Annotated in this window: 18 protein-coding genes, 1 tRNA gene and 1 other RNA gene; 13 read left to right on the forward strand and 7 right to left on the reverse strand. The window is 63.5% G+C overall.

Features of this window, described 5'->3' with window-relative positions; all coding sequences use genetic code 11:
* Window positions 1–66: 66 nt before the first annotated feature.
* Entirely contained in the window at window positions 67–531 is a 465-nt protein-coding gene (locus NIBR502770_RS20830) for a MarR family winged helix-turn-helix transcriptional regulator (RefSeq protein ID WP_141158230.1), read from the reverse strand.
* A gap of 76 nt (window positions 532–607) precedes the next feature.
* Between NIBR502770_RS20830 and NIBR502770_RS20835 the strand changes: the two genes are divergently transcribed.
* Together NIBR502770_RS20835 and NIBR502770_RS20840 are read left to right on the forward strand one after the other, a co-directional pair.
* A complete protein-coding gene (locus NIBR502770_RS20835; RefSeq protein WP_141158229.1) occupies window positions 608–850 on the forward strand; it encodes a hypothetical protein in 243 nt (80 codons plus the stop codon).
* A gap of 119 nt (window positions 851–969) precedes the next feature.
* Window positions 970–1185, forward strand: coding sequence for a hypothetical protein (locus NIBR502770_RS20840; protein WP_141158228.1), 216 nt, complete (start codon window positions 970–972; stop codon window positions 1183–1185).
* 85 nt (window positions 1186–1270) lie between these two features.
* Here the strand turns inward: NIBR502770_RS20840 and NIBR502770_RS20845 are convergent, their stop codons facing one another.
* The 4 genes from NIBR502770_RS20845 to ffs form a co-directional block, all read right to left on the reverse strand.
* Window positions 1271–2629, reverse strand: coding sequence for an aspartate kinase (locus NIBR502770_RS20845; RefSeq protein WP_141183219.1), 1359 nt, complete (start codon window positions 2627–2629; stop codon window positions 1271–1273).
* Window positions 2630–2844: 215 nt separating this feature from the next.
* Window positions 2845–3444 carry a recombination mediator RecR gene (recR, locus tag NIBR502770_RS20850; RefSeq protein ID WP_141158226.1) on the reverse strand — a complete coding sequence of 200 codons (600 nt, stop codon included), beginning with the start codon at window positions 3442–3444 and terminating at the stop codon, window positions 2845–2847.
* Window positions 3445–3519: 75 nt separating this feature from the next.
* Window positions 3520–6909 carry a DNA polymerase III subunit gamma and tau gene (locus NIBR502770_RS20855; RefSeq protein ID WP_141183220.1) on the reverse strand — a complete coding sequence of 1130 codons (3390 nt, stop codon included), beginning with the start codon at window positions 6907–6909 and terminating at the stop codon, window positions 3520–3522.
* Window positions 6910–6930: 21 nt separating this feature from the next.
* Window positions 6931–7027, reverse strand: an RNA gene (ffs, locus tag NIBR502770_RS20860) — signal recognition particle sRNA small type.
* Between the two features lie 398 nt (window positions 7028–7425).
* On the opposite strand from ffs, the gene NIBR502770_RS20865 reads away from it, so the two are divergent.
* The 8 genes from NIBR502770_RS20865 to NIBR502770_RS20900 all read left to right on the forward strand — a co-directional run bounded on the left by NIBR502770_RS20865 (window position 7426) and on the right by NIBR502770_RS20900 (window position 10973).
* Window positions 7426–7513: transfer RNA gene (locus NIBR502770_RS20865), tRNA-Ser, on the forward strand.
* A 116-nt stretch (window positions 7514–7629) separates the two neighbouring features.
* Window positions 7630–7830, forward strand: coding sequence for a hypothetical protein (locus NIBR502770_RS20870; protein WP_141183221.1), 201 nt, complete (start codon window positions 7630–7632; stop codon window positions 7828–7830).
* Complete coding sequence (locus NIBR502770_RS20875) at window positions 7827–8066, forward strand: hypothetical protein (protein WP_141183222.1); 240 nt, start codon at window positions 7827–7829, stop codon at window positions 8064–8066. The genes NIBR502770_RS20870 and NIBR502770_RS20875 overlap by 4 nt, the downstream gene beginning before the upstream one ends.
* Window positions 8063–8542 carry a hypothetical protein gene (locus NIBR502770_RS20880; protein WP_141183223.1) on the forward strand — a complete coding sequence of 160 codons (480 nt, stop codon included), beginning with the start codon at window positions 8063–8065 and terminating at the stop codon, window positions 8540–8542. Before NIBR502770_RS20875 ends, NIBR502770_RS20880 begins: the two co-directional genes overlap by 4 nt.
* Complete coding sequence (locus tag NIBR502770_RS20885) at window positions 8535–9668, forward strand: site-specific integrase (RefSeq protein ID WP_141183224.1); 1134 nt, start codon at window positions 8535–8537, stop codon at window positions 9666–9668. Before NIBR502770_RS20880 ends, NIBR502770_RS20885 begins: the two co-directional genes overlap by 8 nt.
* A 168-nt stretch (window positions 9669–9836) precedes the next feature.
* Window positions 9837–10280 (forward strand): ImmA/IrrE family metallo-endopeptidase, encoded by a 444-nt coding sequence (locus tag NIBR502770_RS20890; RefSeq protein ID WP_168223204.1) that lies wholly within the window; start codon window positions 9837–9839, stop codon window positions 10278–10280.
* On the forward strand, window positions 10270–10674 hold the full coding sequence (locus tag NIBR502770_RS20895; protein WP_141183226.1) for a hypothetical protein: 405 nt from the start codon (window positions 10270–10272) through the stop codon (window positions 10672–10674). The genes NIBR502770_RS20890 and NIBR502770_RS20895 overlap by 11 nt, the downstream gene beginning before the upstream one ends.
* 53 nt (window positions 10675–10727) lie before the next feature.
* On the forward strand, window positions 10728–10973 hold the full coding sequence (locus NIBR502770_RS20900) for a DUF3263 domain-containing protein (protein WP_210418897.1): 246 nt from the start codon (window positions 10728–10730) through the stop codon (window positions 10971–10973).
* Here NIBR502770_RS20900 and NIBR502770_RS20905 read toward each other — a convergent pair.
* On the reverse strand, window positions 10964–11278 hold the full coding sequence (locus NIBR502770_RS20905) for a hypothetical protein (protein ID WP_141183227.1): 315 nt from the start codon (window positions 11276–11278) through the stop codon (window positions 10964–10966). The two genes, NIBR502770_RS20900 and NIBR502770_RS20905, sit on opposite strands and share 10 nt — an antisense overlap.
* Window positions 11279–11339: 61 nt before the next feature.
* Between NIBR502770_RS20905 and NIBR502770_RS21295 the strand changes: the two genes are divergently transcribed.
* The 3 genes from NIBR502770_RS21295 (at window position 11340) to NIBR502770_RS20915 (ending at window position 13406) form a co-directional block, all read left to right on the forward strand.
* Window positions 11340–11480 carry a hypothetical protein gene (locus NIBR502770_RS21295; RefSeq protein WP_168223205.1) on the forward strand — a complete coding sequence of 47 codons (141 nt, stop codon included), beginning with the start codon at window positions 11340–11342 and terminating at the stop codon, window positions 11478–11480.
* On the forward strand, window positions 11480–12136 hold the full coding sequence (locus NIBR502770_RS20910) for a hypothetical protein (protein ID WP_141183228.1): 657 nt from the start codon (window positions 11480–11482) through the stop codon (window positions 12134–12136). The genes NIBR502770_RS21295 and NIBR502770_RS20910 overlap by 1 nt, the downstream gene beginning before the upstream one ends.
* A gap of 268 nt (window positions 12137–12404) precedes the next feature.
* Window positions 12405–13406 carry a polysaccharide pyruvyl transferase family protein gene (locus NIBR502770_RS20915; protein WP_141183229.1) on the forward strand — a complete coding sequence of 334 codons (1002 nt, stop codon included), beginning with the start codon at window positions 12405–12407 and terminating at the stop codon, window positions 13404–13406.
* A gap of 209 nt (window positions 13407–13615) precedes the next feature.
* On the opposite strand, the gene NIBR502770_RS20920 is transcribed toward NIBR502770_RS20915, so the two are convergent.
* The gene (locus NIBR502770_RS20920) at window positions 13616–15697 is read right to left on the reverse strand and encodes an acyltransferase family protein (protein ID WP_141183230.1); all 2082 of its coding nucleotides are present in this window, start codon (window positions 15695–15697) and stop codon (window positions 13616–13618) included.
* Window positions 15698–15708: the final 11 nt, after the last annotated feature.

The raw sequence follows: 15708 nt of genomic DNA on the forward strand, positions 1-15708 counted from the left end.
CCTTCCCTTCGTCCAGCAATTCTAGTCGCTTGGCATGGGGCAGGCAGGCCGTCGCCCTCCGGGCAGTCACTGGGAGGTGGCGGCGATCAGCCCCATCATGGAGGCATGCAGTTCGGTGACCTGGTCACGGGTCAACCCCAGCCGTTCCATCATGGTTCCCGGTACCTGGAGCGCCCGTTCCCGCAGGGCAGTGCCTTTGGGAGTCAGCTCCACGGCCAGGGCGCGCTCGTTGCCGTCCACACGGCGCCGAGTGATCAGTTCCGCCGCTTCGAGCCGGCGCAGGAGCGGAGAGATGGTGGCCGGCTCCTGGGCCAGGGCTGTACTGATGTTCCGGAGGGTGCGCGGGCTGTCCTCCCAAAGGCAGAGCATCACCAGGTACTGCGGATGCGTGAGGTTGAGCTTCTCGAGTACGGGTTTATAGGCGCCCACCACGCTGCGGGCGGCCACCGTCAGCGCAAAGCAGAGCTGATGTTCAAGCAGCAGGTCTTCGTCGTGTGCCGGGTCTGTTGCTTGTGAGTCCGTTGCAGTCATTGGGCCTCCGATTGTTAGTGCACTAATCATTAGTGTACATTTGTTATAGCCGGTATTGAGTGGAAGGAACCTCTTCATGGGCAAGGACAGGTCCGCGGACAAGGGCAACGCCTCCCAGCGCTTCATGCGCGCCACCGGTAAGCTGCGGGCCGTTTTCGGGCCTGCCAACCGAAGCGCCCTGGCACATGACATGACTGAAGAGAACCGCCGCCTGCTGGCCCAGCGCCAGGCGGAAACCCAGCAGTGGGAGACCGTCACCAGGCCGGACGGCAGCACCTACGTGGTGCCGAAGAACCCCGAGGACCGCTCCCTCCGGTAGCAATTCCGCCACCCCTGGGCCGGAGCCTTTTTGCTGTCCCGGGCATAAAATTAGGGCACTGGCTCCTGACGGAGCCAGGCGGCACTTTCGCCCGATATCCGGGAAGGGGGTGGAAAACAGTGGCACATGTCCTCACCAGTTTCATGGGCCTGACCGAGCGGCTCCGCTTTGTCTTTGGTCCCGCCACCCGACTGGACGCCGATGCGCCCGTGGTGCACAAACACGACGAATTTGAACAGGCTTCCGAAGAGGACCTTTCTCACTTCGTGGTGGAGACCGATTCAACCGGCCACCATTACGCGGTGCGCCGCGAAGATCTGGAACGCGAAACCTGATCCTTCCCGGATGCTTCCAAGCACGGAAAAGCCGGGCCGCCCTTCTCCCTTCAAGGGGAGGGGCGGCCCGGCTTTTCGTTGGCGCCTACCGGCCGGTGCCGCCGTAGACCGTCGCTTCGCTTTCGGTGTCGAGCCCGAACGCCTTGTGGATTACGCGAACTGCTTCGTCCAGCAGATCGGCGTGCGTCACCACTGAGATACGGATCTCCGAGGTGGAGATCATGTTGATGTTGATGCCCGCGTCTGACAAGGCCTTGAAGAACGTGGCGGAGACGCCGGGGTGGGACCGCATGCCGGCGCCGATCAGCGACAGCTTGCCGATCTTCTCGTTGTATTCGATGGCCTCGAACCCAATCTGGTCCTGCGCAGCCTTCAGGGCGGCCAGGGCTTCGGCGCCTTCCACGATGGGCAGCGTGAAGGAAATGTCGGTCTTGCCCGTGCCGTGCGTGGACACGTTCTGGACGATCATGTCGATGTTCGAGTGGGCGTCGGCGATCACCTGGAAGATCGCGGCGGCCTTGCCGGGGATGTCGGGGACGCCGACCACGGTGACCTTCGCTTCGGAACGGTCATGCGCAACGCCGGAGATGATTGGCTGCTCCAAGGCAACTCCCTCTTGAGTGGTGATCTTGTCGTCGGCGCTGGGGATGACCCAGGTGCCTTCATGCTGGCTGAATGAGGAACGGACGTGGAGCGGGACGCCGAACCGGCGGGCGTATTCCACGCAGCGCAGGTGGAGGATCTTGGCGCCGGACGCCGCGAGTTCCAGCATCTCTTCGCTGGAGATCGTGTCGATCTTCTGGGCTGACGGGACAACGCGCGGATCGGCGGTAAAAATACCGTCCACATCTGTATAGATCTCGCAGACGTCCGCTTCGAGGGCTGCCGCCAGCGCCACGGCCGTGGTGTCCGAACCACCGCGGCCTAGCGTCGTGATCTCGTTGGTTGTCCGGGACATGCCCTGGAAACCTGCCACGATGGCGATGTGGCCTTTGTCCAGGGCGGTGCGGATGCGGTGGGGGTCGACGTCGATGATCCGGGCCTTGCCGTGGATGCCGTCGGTAATCATGCCTGCCTGCGACCCGGTGAAGGACTGGGCGGACGCGCCGAGCTTATTGATGGCCATGGCCAGGAGCGCCATGGAAATCCGCTCACCGGCAGAAAGGAGCATGTCCATTTCGCGGGCGGGGGCGGAATCGGTCACCTGTGCGGCGAGGTCCAGGAGTTCGTCCGTGGTGTCACCCATCGCAGAGACAACCACCACCACCTCGTTGCCGGCAGCCTGTGCATCCACCACCCGCTTCGCGACGCGCTTGACGCCGTCAGCATCAGCAACGGAGGAGCCACCGAACTTCTGCACAATGAGTTGTTTGGTCACCGCGCCGGAGGCGGTGGCTGCCAGCGGCTGTGTTGCGTGGTGCACTTCGGTGGTGGGCGTACTCATGCGCGTACCTTCATCGGATCAATTGGAGTTCTGGAGGCCAGGCAGCCTGACGCTTGACGGCGCGGCAATCCTTGGGACAGTTTATCGCCGCGCCCGGAGGGACGTTGAATTGTGACCACATTCCGGCCACGGACCACCGGGGCCGCAGCCTTCGCCGGCAGGGGCGGCAGGTCCGGCCAGGGGGGAGGTCCGACGGCGGGTGGCCGCCGCGTGCCTTAGCCCAGGGCGTTCCGGCGGCCCTCGAAGGCGCGGCCAAGGGTGACCTCGTCGGCGTACTCCAAATCACCACCAACGGGAAGGCCGGACGCCAGGCGGGTGACTGCGATACCGATCGTCTTGAGCATGCGGGCCAGGTAGGTGGCCGTTGCCTCACCCTCCAGGTTGGGGTCGGTGGCGATGATGACTTCCTGGATTTCGCCGTCGTTCAGCCGGGTGAGCAGTTCACGGATCCGCAATTGTTCCGGCCCCACACCGGCGATGGGATTGATGGCGCCGCCCAGCACGTGGTACCGGCCGCGGAACGAACGGGTGCGCTCCACGGCCAGGACATCCTTTGACTCCTCCACGACGCAGATGACCGCGGGGTCGCGGCGTGGATCGCGGCAGATGTTGCACAACTCCTGTTCCGTGACGTTGCCGCAGACGGTGCAGAACTTCACCCGTTCCTTGACGGTGGTGATCGCCTCGACCAGCCGCTTCATGTCCTGGGGATCGGCTTCAAGGATGTGGAAAGCCAGCCGCTGCGCGGACTTGGGGCCCACGCCCGGAAGGCGTCCGAGCTCATCGATCAGCTCCTGGACGGCACCTTCGTACACTTTTTCCTCTTTAGCTTCGTGTGGATAGCGGATGGATCAGTCAGTTGGCCATGCGGGGCCGGCACTCCTCAGCCGTCAATAGCGTGGCGTCACAGGGCTTCCGTCCAGGGACCGCTCCTCGATCAGTTTTCCGCCCAAAATGCGTTCGACGGCGGCCCGGCCGAATACGCCCGATTCCTCGATGGTTTCATCGTCGGCGCTCGGGATGTCCTGGACGTACGCGCTCGGGGCGGCGGCGGCCCTGGCCGGCGCCTTCGCGCGTCCAGCCTCGGCTTCAGGGCTGTTGGACAGCCGCTGGTAGAGGCTTTGCCGGGTTTGGGTTGGTCCGGCGGCAGGGGTAGGAACCGGCGCGCCAGCCGCTGGCCGGGGAGGGGCGGGTGCCGCGGCCGGTGCCACCGAAGCCGGGGCAACGGCGGCGCGGGCAGTTGCGGCCTGCGTAACAGGGGACGGGGCTGCAGCCGCCATGGCGAATTCGGGTACCGCAGCGCGGTCGGGGGACGGCGACTGGTAGGTTCCCGAAGCCGGGTCAGCATGGCCGGAGCCGGAGCCGGAGCCGGAGCCGGAGCCGGAACCCGGAGCCCAGGATGGCACCGTTACGGCAGGGGCCACGGGTATGGAGGGCGGCACCTGGGCGGTTGCGGGTTCGTAATGCGGGACATCGGCCGATGCCCCGATGTTGTCATTTGCCGGGCCTGAGGCAGGTGCGGCACCAACGTTGCTCTTGTCGCCAACCACCCATACGCCGGGCGCCTGCTCCACCGCCCTGGTCCAGGGATCGTGGGCGGCGTCCGCCCGCGGGGCATCAGATTGGGACGCGGTACTCGAGCCCGGGGCGCCGGAGGGAGTGCCTTGGGTACGCGCGGCAGCGCCGGCTGCCGGCTGCGGGACACCAGTGGCAGGGGAGGGTGATGCCGTCCGGCCGTCCGGACGTGCCGAGGGCTCCCAGTCCATGGGGGGCTCCTCATCCAGTGGGGGAGCATCCTCATCCCGGGGCGGGCCCCAGTCGTCATCGGAATAGGAGTAGTCACCACCTGCCGATGGGTAGGTGGGCGGGGCGGCGTCCGTGGCGGATGGCTGGGCAGCAGCGCCGTTGACGGATGCGCGGCCGGACACTGGCCCCCGGGTGGCGGAGGCGGTGGCGACTTCCGTGGGACGGCCCCCGGCCGGGGCAGCAGCAGGGGGAACGACGGCGGATGCCGCGGCCGGGCTGGCGGCAACGGCGGAACTGCCCGAGCGGGCAGCAGGGGCGGTGGTCCCGGCGTTGGAGCCTCCGGCGCCGTCCGGGTTCTCCGCATTCCCGCCAAGCGGCGTGCCGGGGACGGCCGCGGTTGCAGGAGCATGCGCAGCGGGTGCTGCCCCCGCAGGGGCCCCGGCAGGCGCAGGAGCCAGCCCCCAGGCAACGTCAGCTGAGGTGGCCGGAACCACCGGACTGGCGGGTACTTTTGGGTTTGGCTCAGAGCTCGCCTGGTTGGCGCCACCGGCAACCGCCTGGATCTGGCAGTCGATACCGACAGTCTTGAGGATGGCCTGCCGCAGGTTGTCCGAGTGGTCTGCCCTGCCGAAGGCGCCGGCAAGCCCCGATGTGGTGAAGGACAGCGTCAGGACACTGCCGTCGAACGCCTGGACCTGCGCATTGGGCTCAACAAGGGCCCAGGTGCTGCGCTTGATTTTGGACAGTGCCTGCAGGACGTCCGGCCACGCCCGGCGAAGGACCTCCACGTCTCCCATGGCCGGGGGAGCAGACGGGACGGACGCGCCGGGTGCCTGCTGGTTCGCCGCCGGGACCTGGCGGGCAGGTGACTGCGGTGCAGCATCGGGTTGCGGCGCTGCGTTGGCCGGCGCCGCAGCGGGGGGTAGCTGCGCAGCAGTGGGGGCCCCTGGAGCGGCGGCGTTCTGGGGCGCCCGGCCGCGGACAGGTTCCTCGACGGGCCAGTCGCTGGTGCTGACCCGCGGTGGCGTAAGCGGGCTGCGGGCGCCGTCAACGGCTGGAGTATCCTGCCCGTGCCCGGAAGTGGGCAGGGACGGAGCTGCCGGAACAGGGCGTTCGTGCCTGCCCCGGGCATGCTGGGCTGCGGCAGGCGAACCGTCCCCGGCCTGCGCTGGAGAGTCCTGCGCTGGAGAGTCTTGGGCGGCCGGCTCCTGTGCTCGATGGGAGTCCGAGGGGGTGTCCACGCGGGCGGCGGCCGGAGCCGCTGTTTGGGGCGCCGGTGCTGCTCCCGCGGGCTGGGAGGGCGTTGCCGTTGCGGGGACACTGACGTCGGTCCCTGCGTAGTTCAGCCGCCTCTCCACGCGGTCGATCCGTGCGGCCATGCCCCGTTCGTTCTGCTCGGAGCTGGGGAGCAGGATCCGGGCGCACAGCAACTCCAGGTGCAGCCGGGGTGAGGTGGCCCCCGTCATTTCAGTCAGGGCCGTGTTGGTGACATCGGCAGCCCGGGAAAGTTCGGCGGCGCCAAGGTTGTGGGACTGGTTCTGCAGGCGGGCGATCTGGTCCGCCGGCATCCCGCGCAGGATGGCGTGGGCGCTTTCGGGCATGGCCTGGACGATGATCAGGTCGCGGAAGCGCTCCAGCAGGTCCTCAACGAACCTTCGGGGATCGTGGCCAGTCTGGATGACCCGGTCCACGGCGCGGAACACGGTGGCGGCGTCGGAAGCGGCCACGGCCTCCACGACGTCGTCCAGGAGCGAGGCGTGCGTGTAGCCGAGCAGCGCCACTGCGAGCTCGTAATCCAGCCCGTTGGGTCCGGCACCTGCCATGAGCTGGTCCAGGACTGAGAGGGAATCACGGACGGAACCGCCTCCCGCGCGGATCACCAGTGACAGGACCCCAGGGGCCACGGGAACGTTTTCCTGGCGACACAGGAGCTCAAGGTAGGCCATCAGTGGCTCGGGCGGTACCAGCCGGAACGGGTAATGGTGGGTCCGGGAACGGATGGTTCCGATGACCTTGTCCGGCTCCGTGGTGGCGAAGATGAACTTGATGTGTTCCGGCGGCTCTTCCACGATCTTCAGCAGGGCGTTGAACCCGGCCGAGGTGACCATGTGGGCTTCGTCGATGATGAAAATCTTGTAGCGGTCCCGCACCGGGGCGTAGGTGGCCCGCTCACGGAGGTCACGGGCGTCGTCCACGCCGCCATGGCTTGCGGCGTCGATCTCGATGACGTCGAGGGAACCCGGGCCGCCACGGGCCAGTTCCACACAGCTGGGGCAGGTTCCGCAGGGGGTGTCAGTGGGGCCCTGGGCGCAGTTGAGGCAGCGCGCCAGGATCCGGGCGGAGGTGGTTTTGCCGCAGCCCCTGGGGCCGGAGAAAAGGTAGGCGTGGTTGACGCGGTTCTTGCGCAAAGCCGTCATCAGGGGCTCGGTGACGTGCTCCTGCCCGATAACGTCAGCGAACGAGTCGGGACGGTATCTGCGGTACAGGGCGGTAGTAACTGTCACGAAGAAAACCCTACCAATCCGGGCTGACATCATGCCGCCCTGTGGGGGAATAGTAAAGACCCCCCATGCACCCGCCAGAGCCCGTCTACCCTTGCTACCTTCCGGTCCTGGGGGAGTTCAACAGGATGACGCCACATGAGGGGCCGTCAGATACTTTACCCGAACATGGAGCACGACTCGAATCGGCGCCCGCCACTGCCTTCCGACCCCCGCACGGCCGGTGCGGGGCCGGTGCGGGACCGGAAGGAAACAGGCATGTATCTCCATTGCGCATCTCTGCCCCACCCGCGATCATGTGTATGTACACCGATTGGGGCAATCTCAAGGTTGTGAGCTGCGTGGCCTGGCGTAACGGAACGGACCCGGCAGCTCAACGGTGCACAGGGAATGGGCGCATTGGGGGCGTCCATTTCCAGGCGAAAAGGCAACCCGGCACCCGTTCAGCGGGGAGGCGGGCGGCGGCCCAAAACCCGCGCCGGAGGAGCCAATTGGGCGATGCGGAAAACTTCAGGTAATCTAGTACCTGCTTTTGATTCAGAAGCAGTTGGAGAATTCGCCTAGCGGCCTATGGCGCACGCCTGGAACGCGTGTTGGGTTAACGCCCTCGGGGGTTCAAATCCCCCATTCTCCGCCAGAAAGGCCCCTACATCACGCCGATGTAGGGGCCTTTTTCTTTGCGTGTTGACGAGAATCCTGTTTTTGTTGACAAGGAACTACCTTAATTGCGCGTGCGCAAGTTAGACTTGCGGTATGACAATTAACTCAGGCACCCAAAAAGCGGGGCCGCAGCGCCACATCGCGGTGGCCTTCGAGCGCGGAACGTACGGCCACGACGGCAGCCAGAATGGCTTCGCTGCGCGCTGCGAAACCTGCGGCGCCGTCACCTTCGGCGGCTTCCGCACCAAGACCGACGCCAAGGCTGCGCTGGAGCACAAGGCGGTGGGCTCGTGAGCTGGACGAGTGAGAACTACCCGAAGGTGCGCGAGCACCTTGCCGACGGCGCCCGCCAAGTCTTCGACCGGATGGCCAACGAGGGCCTGCGCATAGGGGAGGCGGCGAACGGGTGGCCCACCGACTGGCTCCTGCGCTGCTGGCACCACGCCTGCCAGGAAGCAGGGACAACGGCGCCGTCCTGCCACACGCTCCGGCTCGACCACAACATCGCGCTGCTGGGAGGTGGACAGTGAACGTGTACGCGAGCGAGACGACGGTCGATAGCAGCAGGTCCCGCGCCGAGATCGAGCGCACGCTGTCACGCTACGGCGCAACAGCGTTTTCTTACGGCTGGGAGGCCGGTCGTGCCGCCATCGCTTTCGTCGCGGACGGGCGACAGATTCGGTTTGTACTTCCGCTGCCGGATAAGAACCTGCGCGAGTTCACCCACACGCCGTCTACCAAGAGGCCGCGCACGCCGCAGCAGGTCGAGGCTGAATACGAGAAGGCGGTTCGGCAGCGATGGCGCGCCCTGGCCCTCGTGGTCAAAGCCAAGTTGGAAGCTGTCAACGCCGGCATCGTGACCTTCGAGCAGGAGTTCTACGCCCATACCGTTCTGCCCAATGGACGGACTGTGTACGAGCACACCCATGAGGTAGTGGAGAACGCCTACCTCACGGGCAGCGTCGCGCCACTGCTTGCCATCACCGCGGAGGTCGGCCGTGGCTAGCATTCGAGAACGTGCGAAGGCGGACGGCAGCGTTGCGTACGCGGTGCTGTGGCGCGACTCCGACACCGGGAAGCAGACCAGCTACAACCTGCAAAGCAAAACGGAAGCCGAGCGCTTCAAGCGCCTGGTCGAGGCCAACGGCAACTCGCTCAACGCCGTCGAGCGGATCCTTGAAAAGGTCGTCGTCGGCGGGCCGACGGTGGCCGAGAACATGACCCGGCATGTCGAGATGCTCACGCGCGCCGGGGAAGACCAGATCAAGCGGTACACCAACGCCATCAAGAACTACTTCGGCGGCCGGCTGGGCAAGCTGCCCGTCGCGGCCGTCGAGCATGAAGACGTGGTGCTGTGGGTAAAGGAGATGCAAGCCACCAAGTACAAGGGCAAGCCACTGTCCGCGAAAACCATCGCGAATCACCATGGCCTGCTGTCCGCGTCGATGGAGACGGCCGTCCGGCTGCGGCTCCGAGGCGACAATCCTTGCAGGGGCGTCCAGCTGCCCCGCGACGACTCCATCAAAGAGAAGATGCACTTCATGACGGCCGCCGAATCGCTCGCCGTCGTCATGGCGCACCCTCCCCGGTACCGGCCGCTCATGGCGTTCCTCCGCGGCACCGGCGCCCGCTTCGGCGAGGCCACCGCGCTGCTCGGCCGGGACTTCCAGCTGGACGTCCCACAGCCAACCGTGCGGATCGAGAAAGCCTGGAAGCGCGACAAGAACGACCGGTTCTACGTCGGCCCGCCCAAGACCAAGAAATCCCGCCGAACCGTCAGTCTGTCGCCGTCGCTCGTCGCCGCCGTCCGGCCATGGGTGGAAGCCGCGGGCCCGGAAGGGTTGGTGTTCACCACGACCTACGGTGGCCCCATCCGGCACTCCACCTTCTATGAGTTCTGGGAAGATGCCCTGACGTCGCTCGGCTACGGCAAATCAGGGGAGCGGCCCAGGATCCACGACATGCGGCACACTCACGCGTCGCTGATGCTCGGCGCCGGCATGAGCCCCTTCGAACTCTCCCGACGCCTGGGCCACGAGTCTATCCAGACAACCGTGGACCGGTACTCCCACCTCGTCCCCGACGCGCAGTTCCGCGCCGCCGAGATGGCCGAGCGCGCACTGGAGGCGTAACGGTCCGGGTGAAATGAGCGACACTAGTGTTCACTAACTAGGCCGGGGAGGTTTCCCATGCGTAATATTGTGCCGACGGAGCTGTGGAAAATATCTTCGATTCTGTGGAAAAAGTTGTGGACGGGGGTGCTGTAGATGCTGGTCAAAGATGCCGCTAAGCAGGCCGCAATGAAGACTCTGGCCGAGCACTGGGACCTTGAGTTTCCGGTCGATCCGGTTGCCATAGCCCAGGCGAAGGGCCTTGAAGTCAGGTTCGCCGAGCTAAAGAACAAGATCTCCGGCGCGATCGTCGTTGAGATCGGGAAGACCCCACAGATCCTTGTGGAGGCCCGGGAGAACTACGGCCGACAGATGTTCACGGTTGCGCATGAGCTCGGGCATTATGCCGAGCGCGAAGATGCCGGCGACCACGAGTATTCGTTCGTGGAATCGCGGGGCCGCAAGTACGATCTGCACGAATTCTATGCTGATGAATTCGCCGGGAACCTCCTCATGCCTGAGGCTGAGTTCAAGGCCCAGTACAAGCGACTGAAGTCCATCAACATGGTTGCAGCATTCTTCGCCGTGTCCCCTTCGGCGGTGGAGAAGAGGGCGGACCGGCTTGGCGTCTGAAGTAGGAACATCTGATTTTGACAGCAAGACCGTCGAGAACCTACTGGACGACGTCGAACTCGAGGTTGATTCAGTGGACCTCGTTACGGGGCCTCCATCATCTGGCGGCCCTTCTTCCATTGAGGATTACGATCGCCAACTGCTCATGGCCGAGTTGGAGCGCCTCAACCAGCAGTCCAAACTTCGGTCCACGTTTTTTTGGGTGGCATCTGGCCTGGCAAGCTTCGTGATTCTCGCGAGCACTGCTGGCGTCGGGCTCTACGTCATTCTGTCCGGAGCTGGTACGGACCCGGCGGTTCTCATTACGTGGATGACCGCAGTGGTCGTTGAGCTGCTAGGAATCCTCAAAATTATCGCCGTCTACCTCTACCCCAACGGCGGCAAAAAAGAGTAGGCGCGGCAGGGCCCGTTCCCGTTTGTCAGTTCCCGCACGTAGGGTCTACGTTCGTGCTCACCGATAGACAGAAAGCCATGCTCGACCTCGCGGGCGAGACGTTCAAGTATGCCGGCTCGCTCGACTCGGCTGCCCGGGAACGCTTCGAACTCTCACCGACGCGCTACTGGCAGGAGGTCAGCGTCCTCCTGCGAACTCCGGAAGCCGCGGCGTACCGGCCCGCGCTCGTCGCCAGGCTCAACAACAGGCGCCGGACGTACTCCCGGCCCATCCAGCGGATCCTGACCCGTCAGAACTGAACGTAGCGGCCGCGCCACTCGCCTTCGGCAGGACGCCGGACATCGGCGGCCGGCACCCAGCATGTCAGGTGCTGGAACACGTCGTCCGTCCAAGCGACGTTTACCCAGTCCTGGTTGTAGTGGGTCGCATAGCCGTGGACCTCGACGGTTCCGCCGCCGGCCAGCGGGACTTGCGCAATGATCTTGGGCTCTCCGCCGTAGACGAACCTGCGGACGCTCCCAGGTGCCAGCTCCGGCCGCGGATCCGCATGGTCGTACTCCGCGCCGTCCTGCACGAACTTGGTCTGGTCATCGAAGAGTCCCACGCGTCCACTTAACCACCGAAAGCGCCCCACCTCCGAAGAGACGGGGCACTAGGGTGGAGCCGTGAAAGTTATTGGCGTCCTACGCTCCACTGAAATAGGGACCATCGAGGTCGAAGCCGCCTCCTATGAGGAAGGCCGCGCCCAGCTCGACGCCCAGGTGCCCGAGGGTTGGCAGCTGCAGGCCGTCCGGACGGAGAAGTAGTGCTCGAGTCGATCGGCAACTTCTTCAGTACCTTCCAGCCCAAAGACTGGGTCACGTTCATGCTCGCCGTTATCGCTGCCATGATCTCTTTGGGCGCGCTCTTGCGGACCTACCTGAATCATGCTCAAGCGCTCCTGAAGGACCAGGCACAATTCGAGTTGGTTTGGAAGGCTCCACATAGCATCAGCAACTGGTCGGTGCTTTTTGTAAAGAACATTGGGACTGCGGATGCCTTCGACGTGTCCCTTCAGTTCAATGTTGACCCGCAACGGCTGCTTGGGCTCACGGATACGGTTGCTGGCCCCTTCAAGCCAAAGCAGTTCATGCGATCACTCCTCAAGACCAACGCCGTGCTCTTCACCCATTCCCTCGGCATCGATTCTGAACGGGCAAAGAACCTCCGCCTGATCATCGAATGGACCGACGCCTTCGGGGTGCGACGGCGCCAGGAAACCCTCATGTCAGCCATGGGTATTGAGCAAGTGTCGGCGGAGATGACTGAGGCATACAATACTGGCCCAGAAGGGTTCGAGTTGGCCGGTGGTGGGGAGATTGGGTCAACCGTACGCTTTGACCCTCGATTCACCCTTCGAGGCTTCATGTGGCGGCCGCGTTCCCGGAAGCCTCCGAAAGCGTCCAGGGCGAAGGGAACTTAACCGGTCTTATTGGCCCTAAACTTGGTCCATAACTGTTGGGGGAGAAGTGGCAGATGACGTCACCACGAGGAATTTACGTCGAGGTAGTTATGCGGCGGTCGCCTCGTCCATAACCCTCGGCCTGATTGCATTCTTAGTTCCTGGCGCATCCTTTTGGGCTGGATGCAGTGCAGTTGGGCTACTTGCGCCGGCTGCCACCATGTTTATGTTCAGCGACCCCGAGCCAAGCGAGCGCCAGGAGGCGCCACAGTCAAGATAGAATCGGCGCATGACTTTGGGGGCGCTGGAGCAGATCCAGGACGAAACACTGACCATTCTTTCCGGCCTGCTGGTGCGCGGACAGCATGTCGCGCTGGTGGATTTCCCGAACCACGAGAACTCTGGCGATGCCCTGATTTTTCTGGGCCAGATGCGCTACCTCGACAAGCTCGGCGTACACGTCGATTACATCGCCGACGGAAGCCGCTACAACCCGGAACACTTACGAGCCCTGGTTCCTAACGGACCCATCCTGATTCAGGGCGGCGGGAACTTCGGAGACCGCTGGGAGTACATGCAGGCCCTGCGCGAGCGGGTCATCAGTGACTTCCCAGACCGTGACATCATCCAGTTGCCTCAAGGGATCGACTTTCAGGACGGCACGCGTTTGGAGCAGGCCCAGCAGGTGCTGGGCGCCCACCCCTCACTGACACTTCTCATCCGTGACCATGCCGGCGTGGAGCGCACCCGCGAACTGTTCCCGACCGCGAACGTGATTTTCTGCCCCGACATGGCTTTCGGCTATGGGGAGGTCAGCGCTGGTGAAGCGCCTTTGGACGCCGTCGTTCTCCGTCGCAATGACTCCGAATCCTTGGAAAGCACTGAGCGATTCGAGATGCACCCTATGGAGCGATACGTTGATCTGGATTGGGGCCTGACGGGATTCAGGAAGGCCTTAGACAAGGTGATGCATGTACCCGGCGCCGTCACTAAGAGAATCCCCGCCCTCGCGGTTGCGCTGTACCCCATCCAGCGGCGGGCGTACATGGCAATCGCCGAGAATAACGTCCGCCAGGCAGTGAGCATCCTCAACCGCGGGCGACTCGTCGTCACCAATCGCCTCCACGCCACGGTTCTGGCCGCACTGATGGGCAAGCCCGTGGTGGCGATGGATAACGCCAACGGCAAAATCTCCGCCATCATAGGCGACTACTTGGGGCGCATGCCCGGCGTGCGATACGCCCCGAGCATCAAGGAAGCCGAAGCTGCCGTGGACTCCTACTTCAACTAAACATTCGCGGACCAGTTGGCCCGTAGAGCCGATGATCAGACCACCGAGTAGCGATTGTCCTGAAGGTTAGCATGCTCGTACTCGGCGTCGTCCTGCACGAACTTGGTCTGGTCATCGAAGAGTCCGACGACACCCACTTAGCCGCCGAAAGCGCCCCACCTCCGGAGAGATGGGGCGCTCGAGGAAAAGCTGCGACACAGAGGATGCGCTTACGGGCTACTCAAGCCGGCCGCAGCAGTGATGTCCTTTGCTAGGTAGGGGCCGAGGGTCTTGCTGTAGGTGCCAGTTATGTGCGAGATGCCGTCTCGGTACACGATTACGTTGCCGATCACCGCGGGGCATTCGTTCTCAACGCAGAAGTATTTGACGGTGCTCACGACTGCGGTGTTTGGGACCTTGGCGGCAGCAAGGGAGGCGGCATCTCGCACCTTGAACGCTGCTTCCTGGCTGATCCTGCAGTCGTTGTTTTTTACATCGAAGGTCACTCGCTGCATGCATTCGAGCGCCGGCCCGATGTCGTTCGGAACGTCTTCCACAACCACCACCTTGGAGCCATTGGAGGCCACTGGTCGCCATTGTGCCGCGAAGGCTTCAGCCTGGTCCTCTTTGGACTGGGTGCCAGTTCCACGGTACGCGGTGGTTATGACCATGTCGTAGCGGCTTTGAAGCAGCTTCGCCTGAATGTCCGGCATAGCGGAGCAAGTGTTGGTCGACCAGAGGCAGCCAACACCAACGTACGTATCCAACTTCCAGCCCTGTCCGCTGGCCTGCTCGGTCAAGCCCGGAAGGAGCGCTGCCGCGTGGCTGTCTCCTACGAGTGCGACCCGCTTGGTCCCACCTCCGTATGAGCATGACTTCAGCGGCTTATCTTTGCCAAAGAAGCAGTCGTAAGAGTTGCCGTTGTCATCTGCGAACGAACGAAGAGACGGCATGATGTCACTGCCAAGCTCACGGTCACAATCGGCTGCAGGATCAAGGGATGCTGCACCAAAGCACTTCACTTTTGTGACGGAAACTCCGCCGGATTTGGCGAGTGGCATCGATACCGCGCTGGCAGGAGCCTCTCGCGGCATCAACGCCGCGACTACAACAACAGCAGTCACAGCAGTCAGTATTCCGAGGCCGACCAACTTGGACCTGTCGCTTAGGACTATCCCGGAAGCGCCACGCTTTGACTTTGCTGGCCATTCGAAATGCCGTGCGGGGTTCTCTACGAGGTGGAAGCTCAGCACTGAGAGTACGAGTATCGCGAGCAGACCAACTCCGATGTACTCCGGACTGCCTCCCGGGTAAATGCTCAAAAGCAGGATCGTCACAGGGAAATGCCAGAGGTACAACGAATAGGAAATGTCGCCCACATAGCGAGACACAGGATTGGTCAAGGGCCACAATAGGCTCCGTCGCGTACCCGTTCCCCCTGTGATCAGCAGCGCGGCTGCTAGGACTGGGAAGGCAGCCGACGGGCCAGGGAATGCGATGGTGTCGGTCATAACAAAGACTGACGCGACAATGCCTGCAAGCCCGATTATTGAAAGGACATGCCTGATCATTCCAGGAATGCGTGCAATCAGGGGTGCGTAGACGGCGACTGCTGCACCAATGCCAAGCTCCCAAGCCCGCGAAAATGTAGAGAAGTAAGCCACGGAAGCCGTTGCTTGTGTTTCCCAAACGGACCAAGCGAATGACGCAACCGTGAGGACAACGATGGTTATCCCGATGATCCGACGGGCGTGCCCAGCTGAAGTGTCACGCTTGCGATTAACGAGCCAGTAGATCAGGAGCATGAGCCAGGGCCACACGAAGTAGAACTGTTCCTCGACGGCCAGCGACCAGTAGTGCTGGAGTGGGGATATAGCTCCGCCGAGCTGGAAATAGTCCGTCCCGAGGATCGCGAAGCGCCAGTTCGCTCCAAAGAGTGTGGCCCAAACTCCATCCCATACCGTTGCGTTGAACCGTGTGCTGTTCAGCAGAAGATACGACGCCCCAACAGTGGCGAGAATAACCAAGAGGGCAGCAGGCATGATGCGTTTTGCTCTTCGCAGGTAGAAACCCACAAAGGAGATCGTTCCGGTTCTCTCATGTTCCCGCAACAACAACGCGGTGATCAGGAAACCCGAGATCACGAAGAAGACATCAACGCCGACGAATCCACCGGTCGGCCAGCCGAGGAAATGATCTGCAATAACAGCCACAACGGCCAGAGCGCGTAAACCCTGGATGTCTGGACGGAACCCAGCGGATTTCGGCTTGGCTGCCGCTTGCCTTGAATGCCGGAGTTGTGAGACGGCCATAGTTCCCCCGA

Source organism: Pseudarthrobacter sp. NIBRBAC000502770, from assembly GCF_006517815.1.
GTDB classification, from domain to species: domain Bacteria; phylum Actinomycetota; class Actinomycetes; order Actinomycetales; family Micrococcaceae; genus Arthrobacter; species Arthrobacter niigatensis.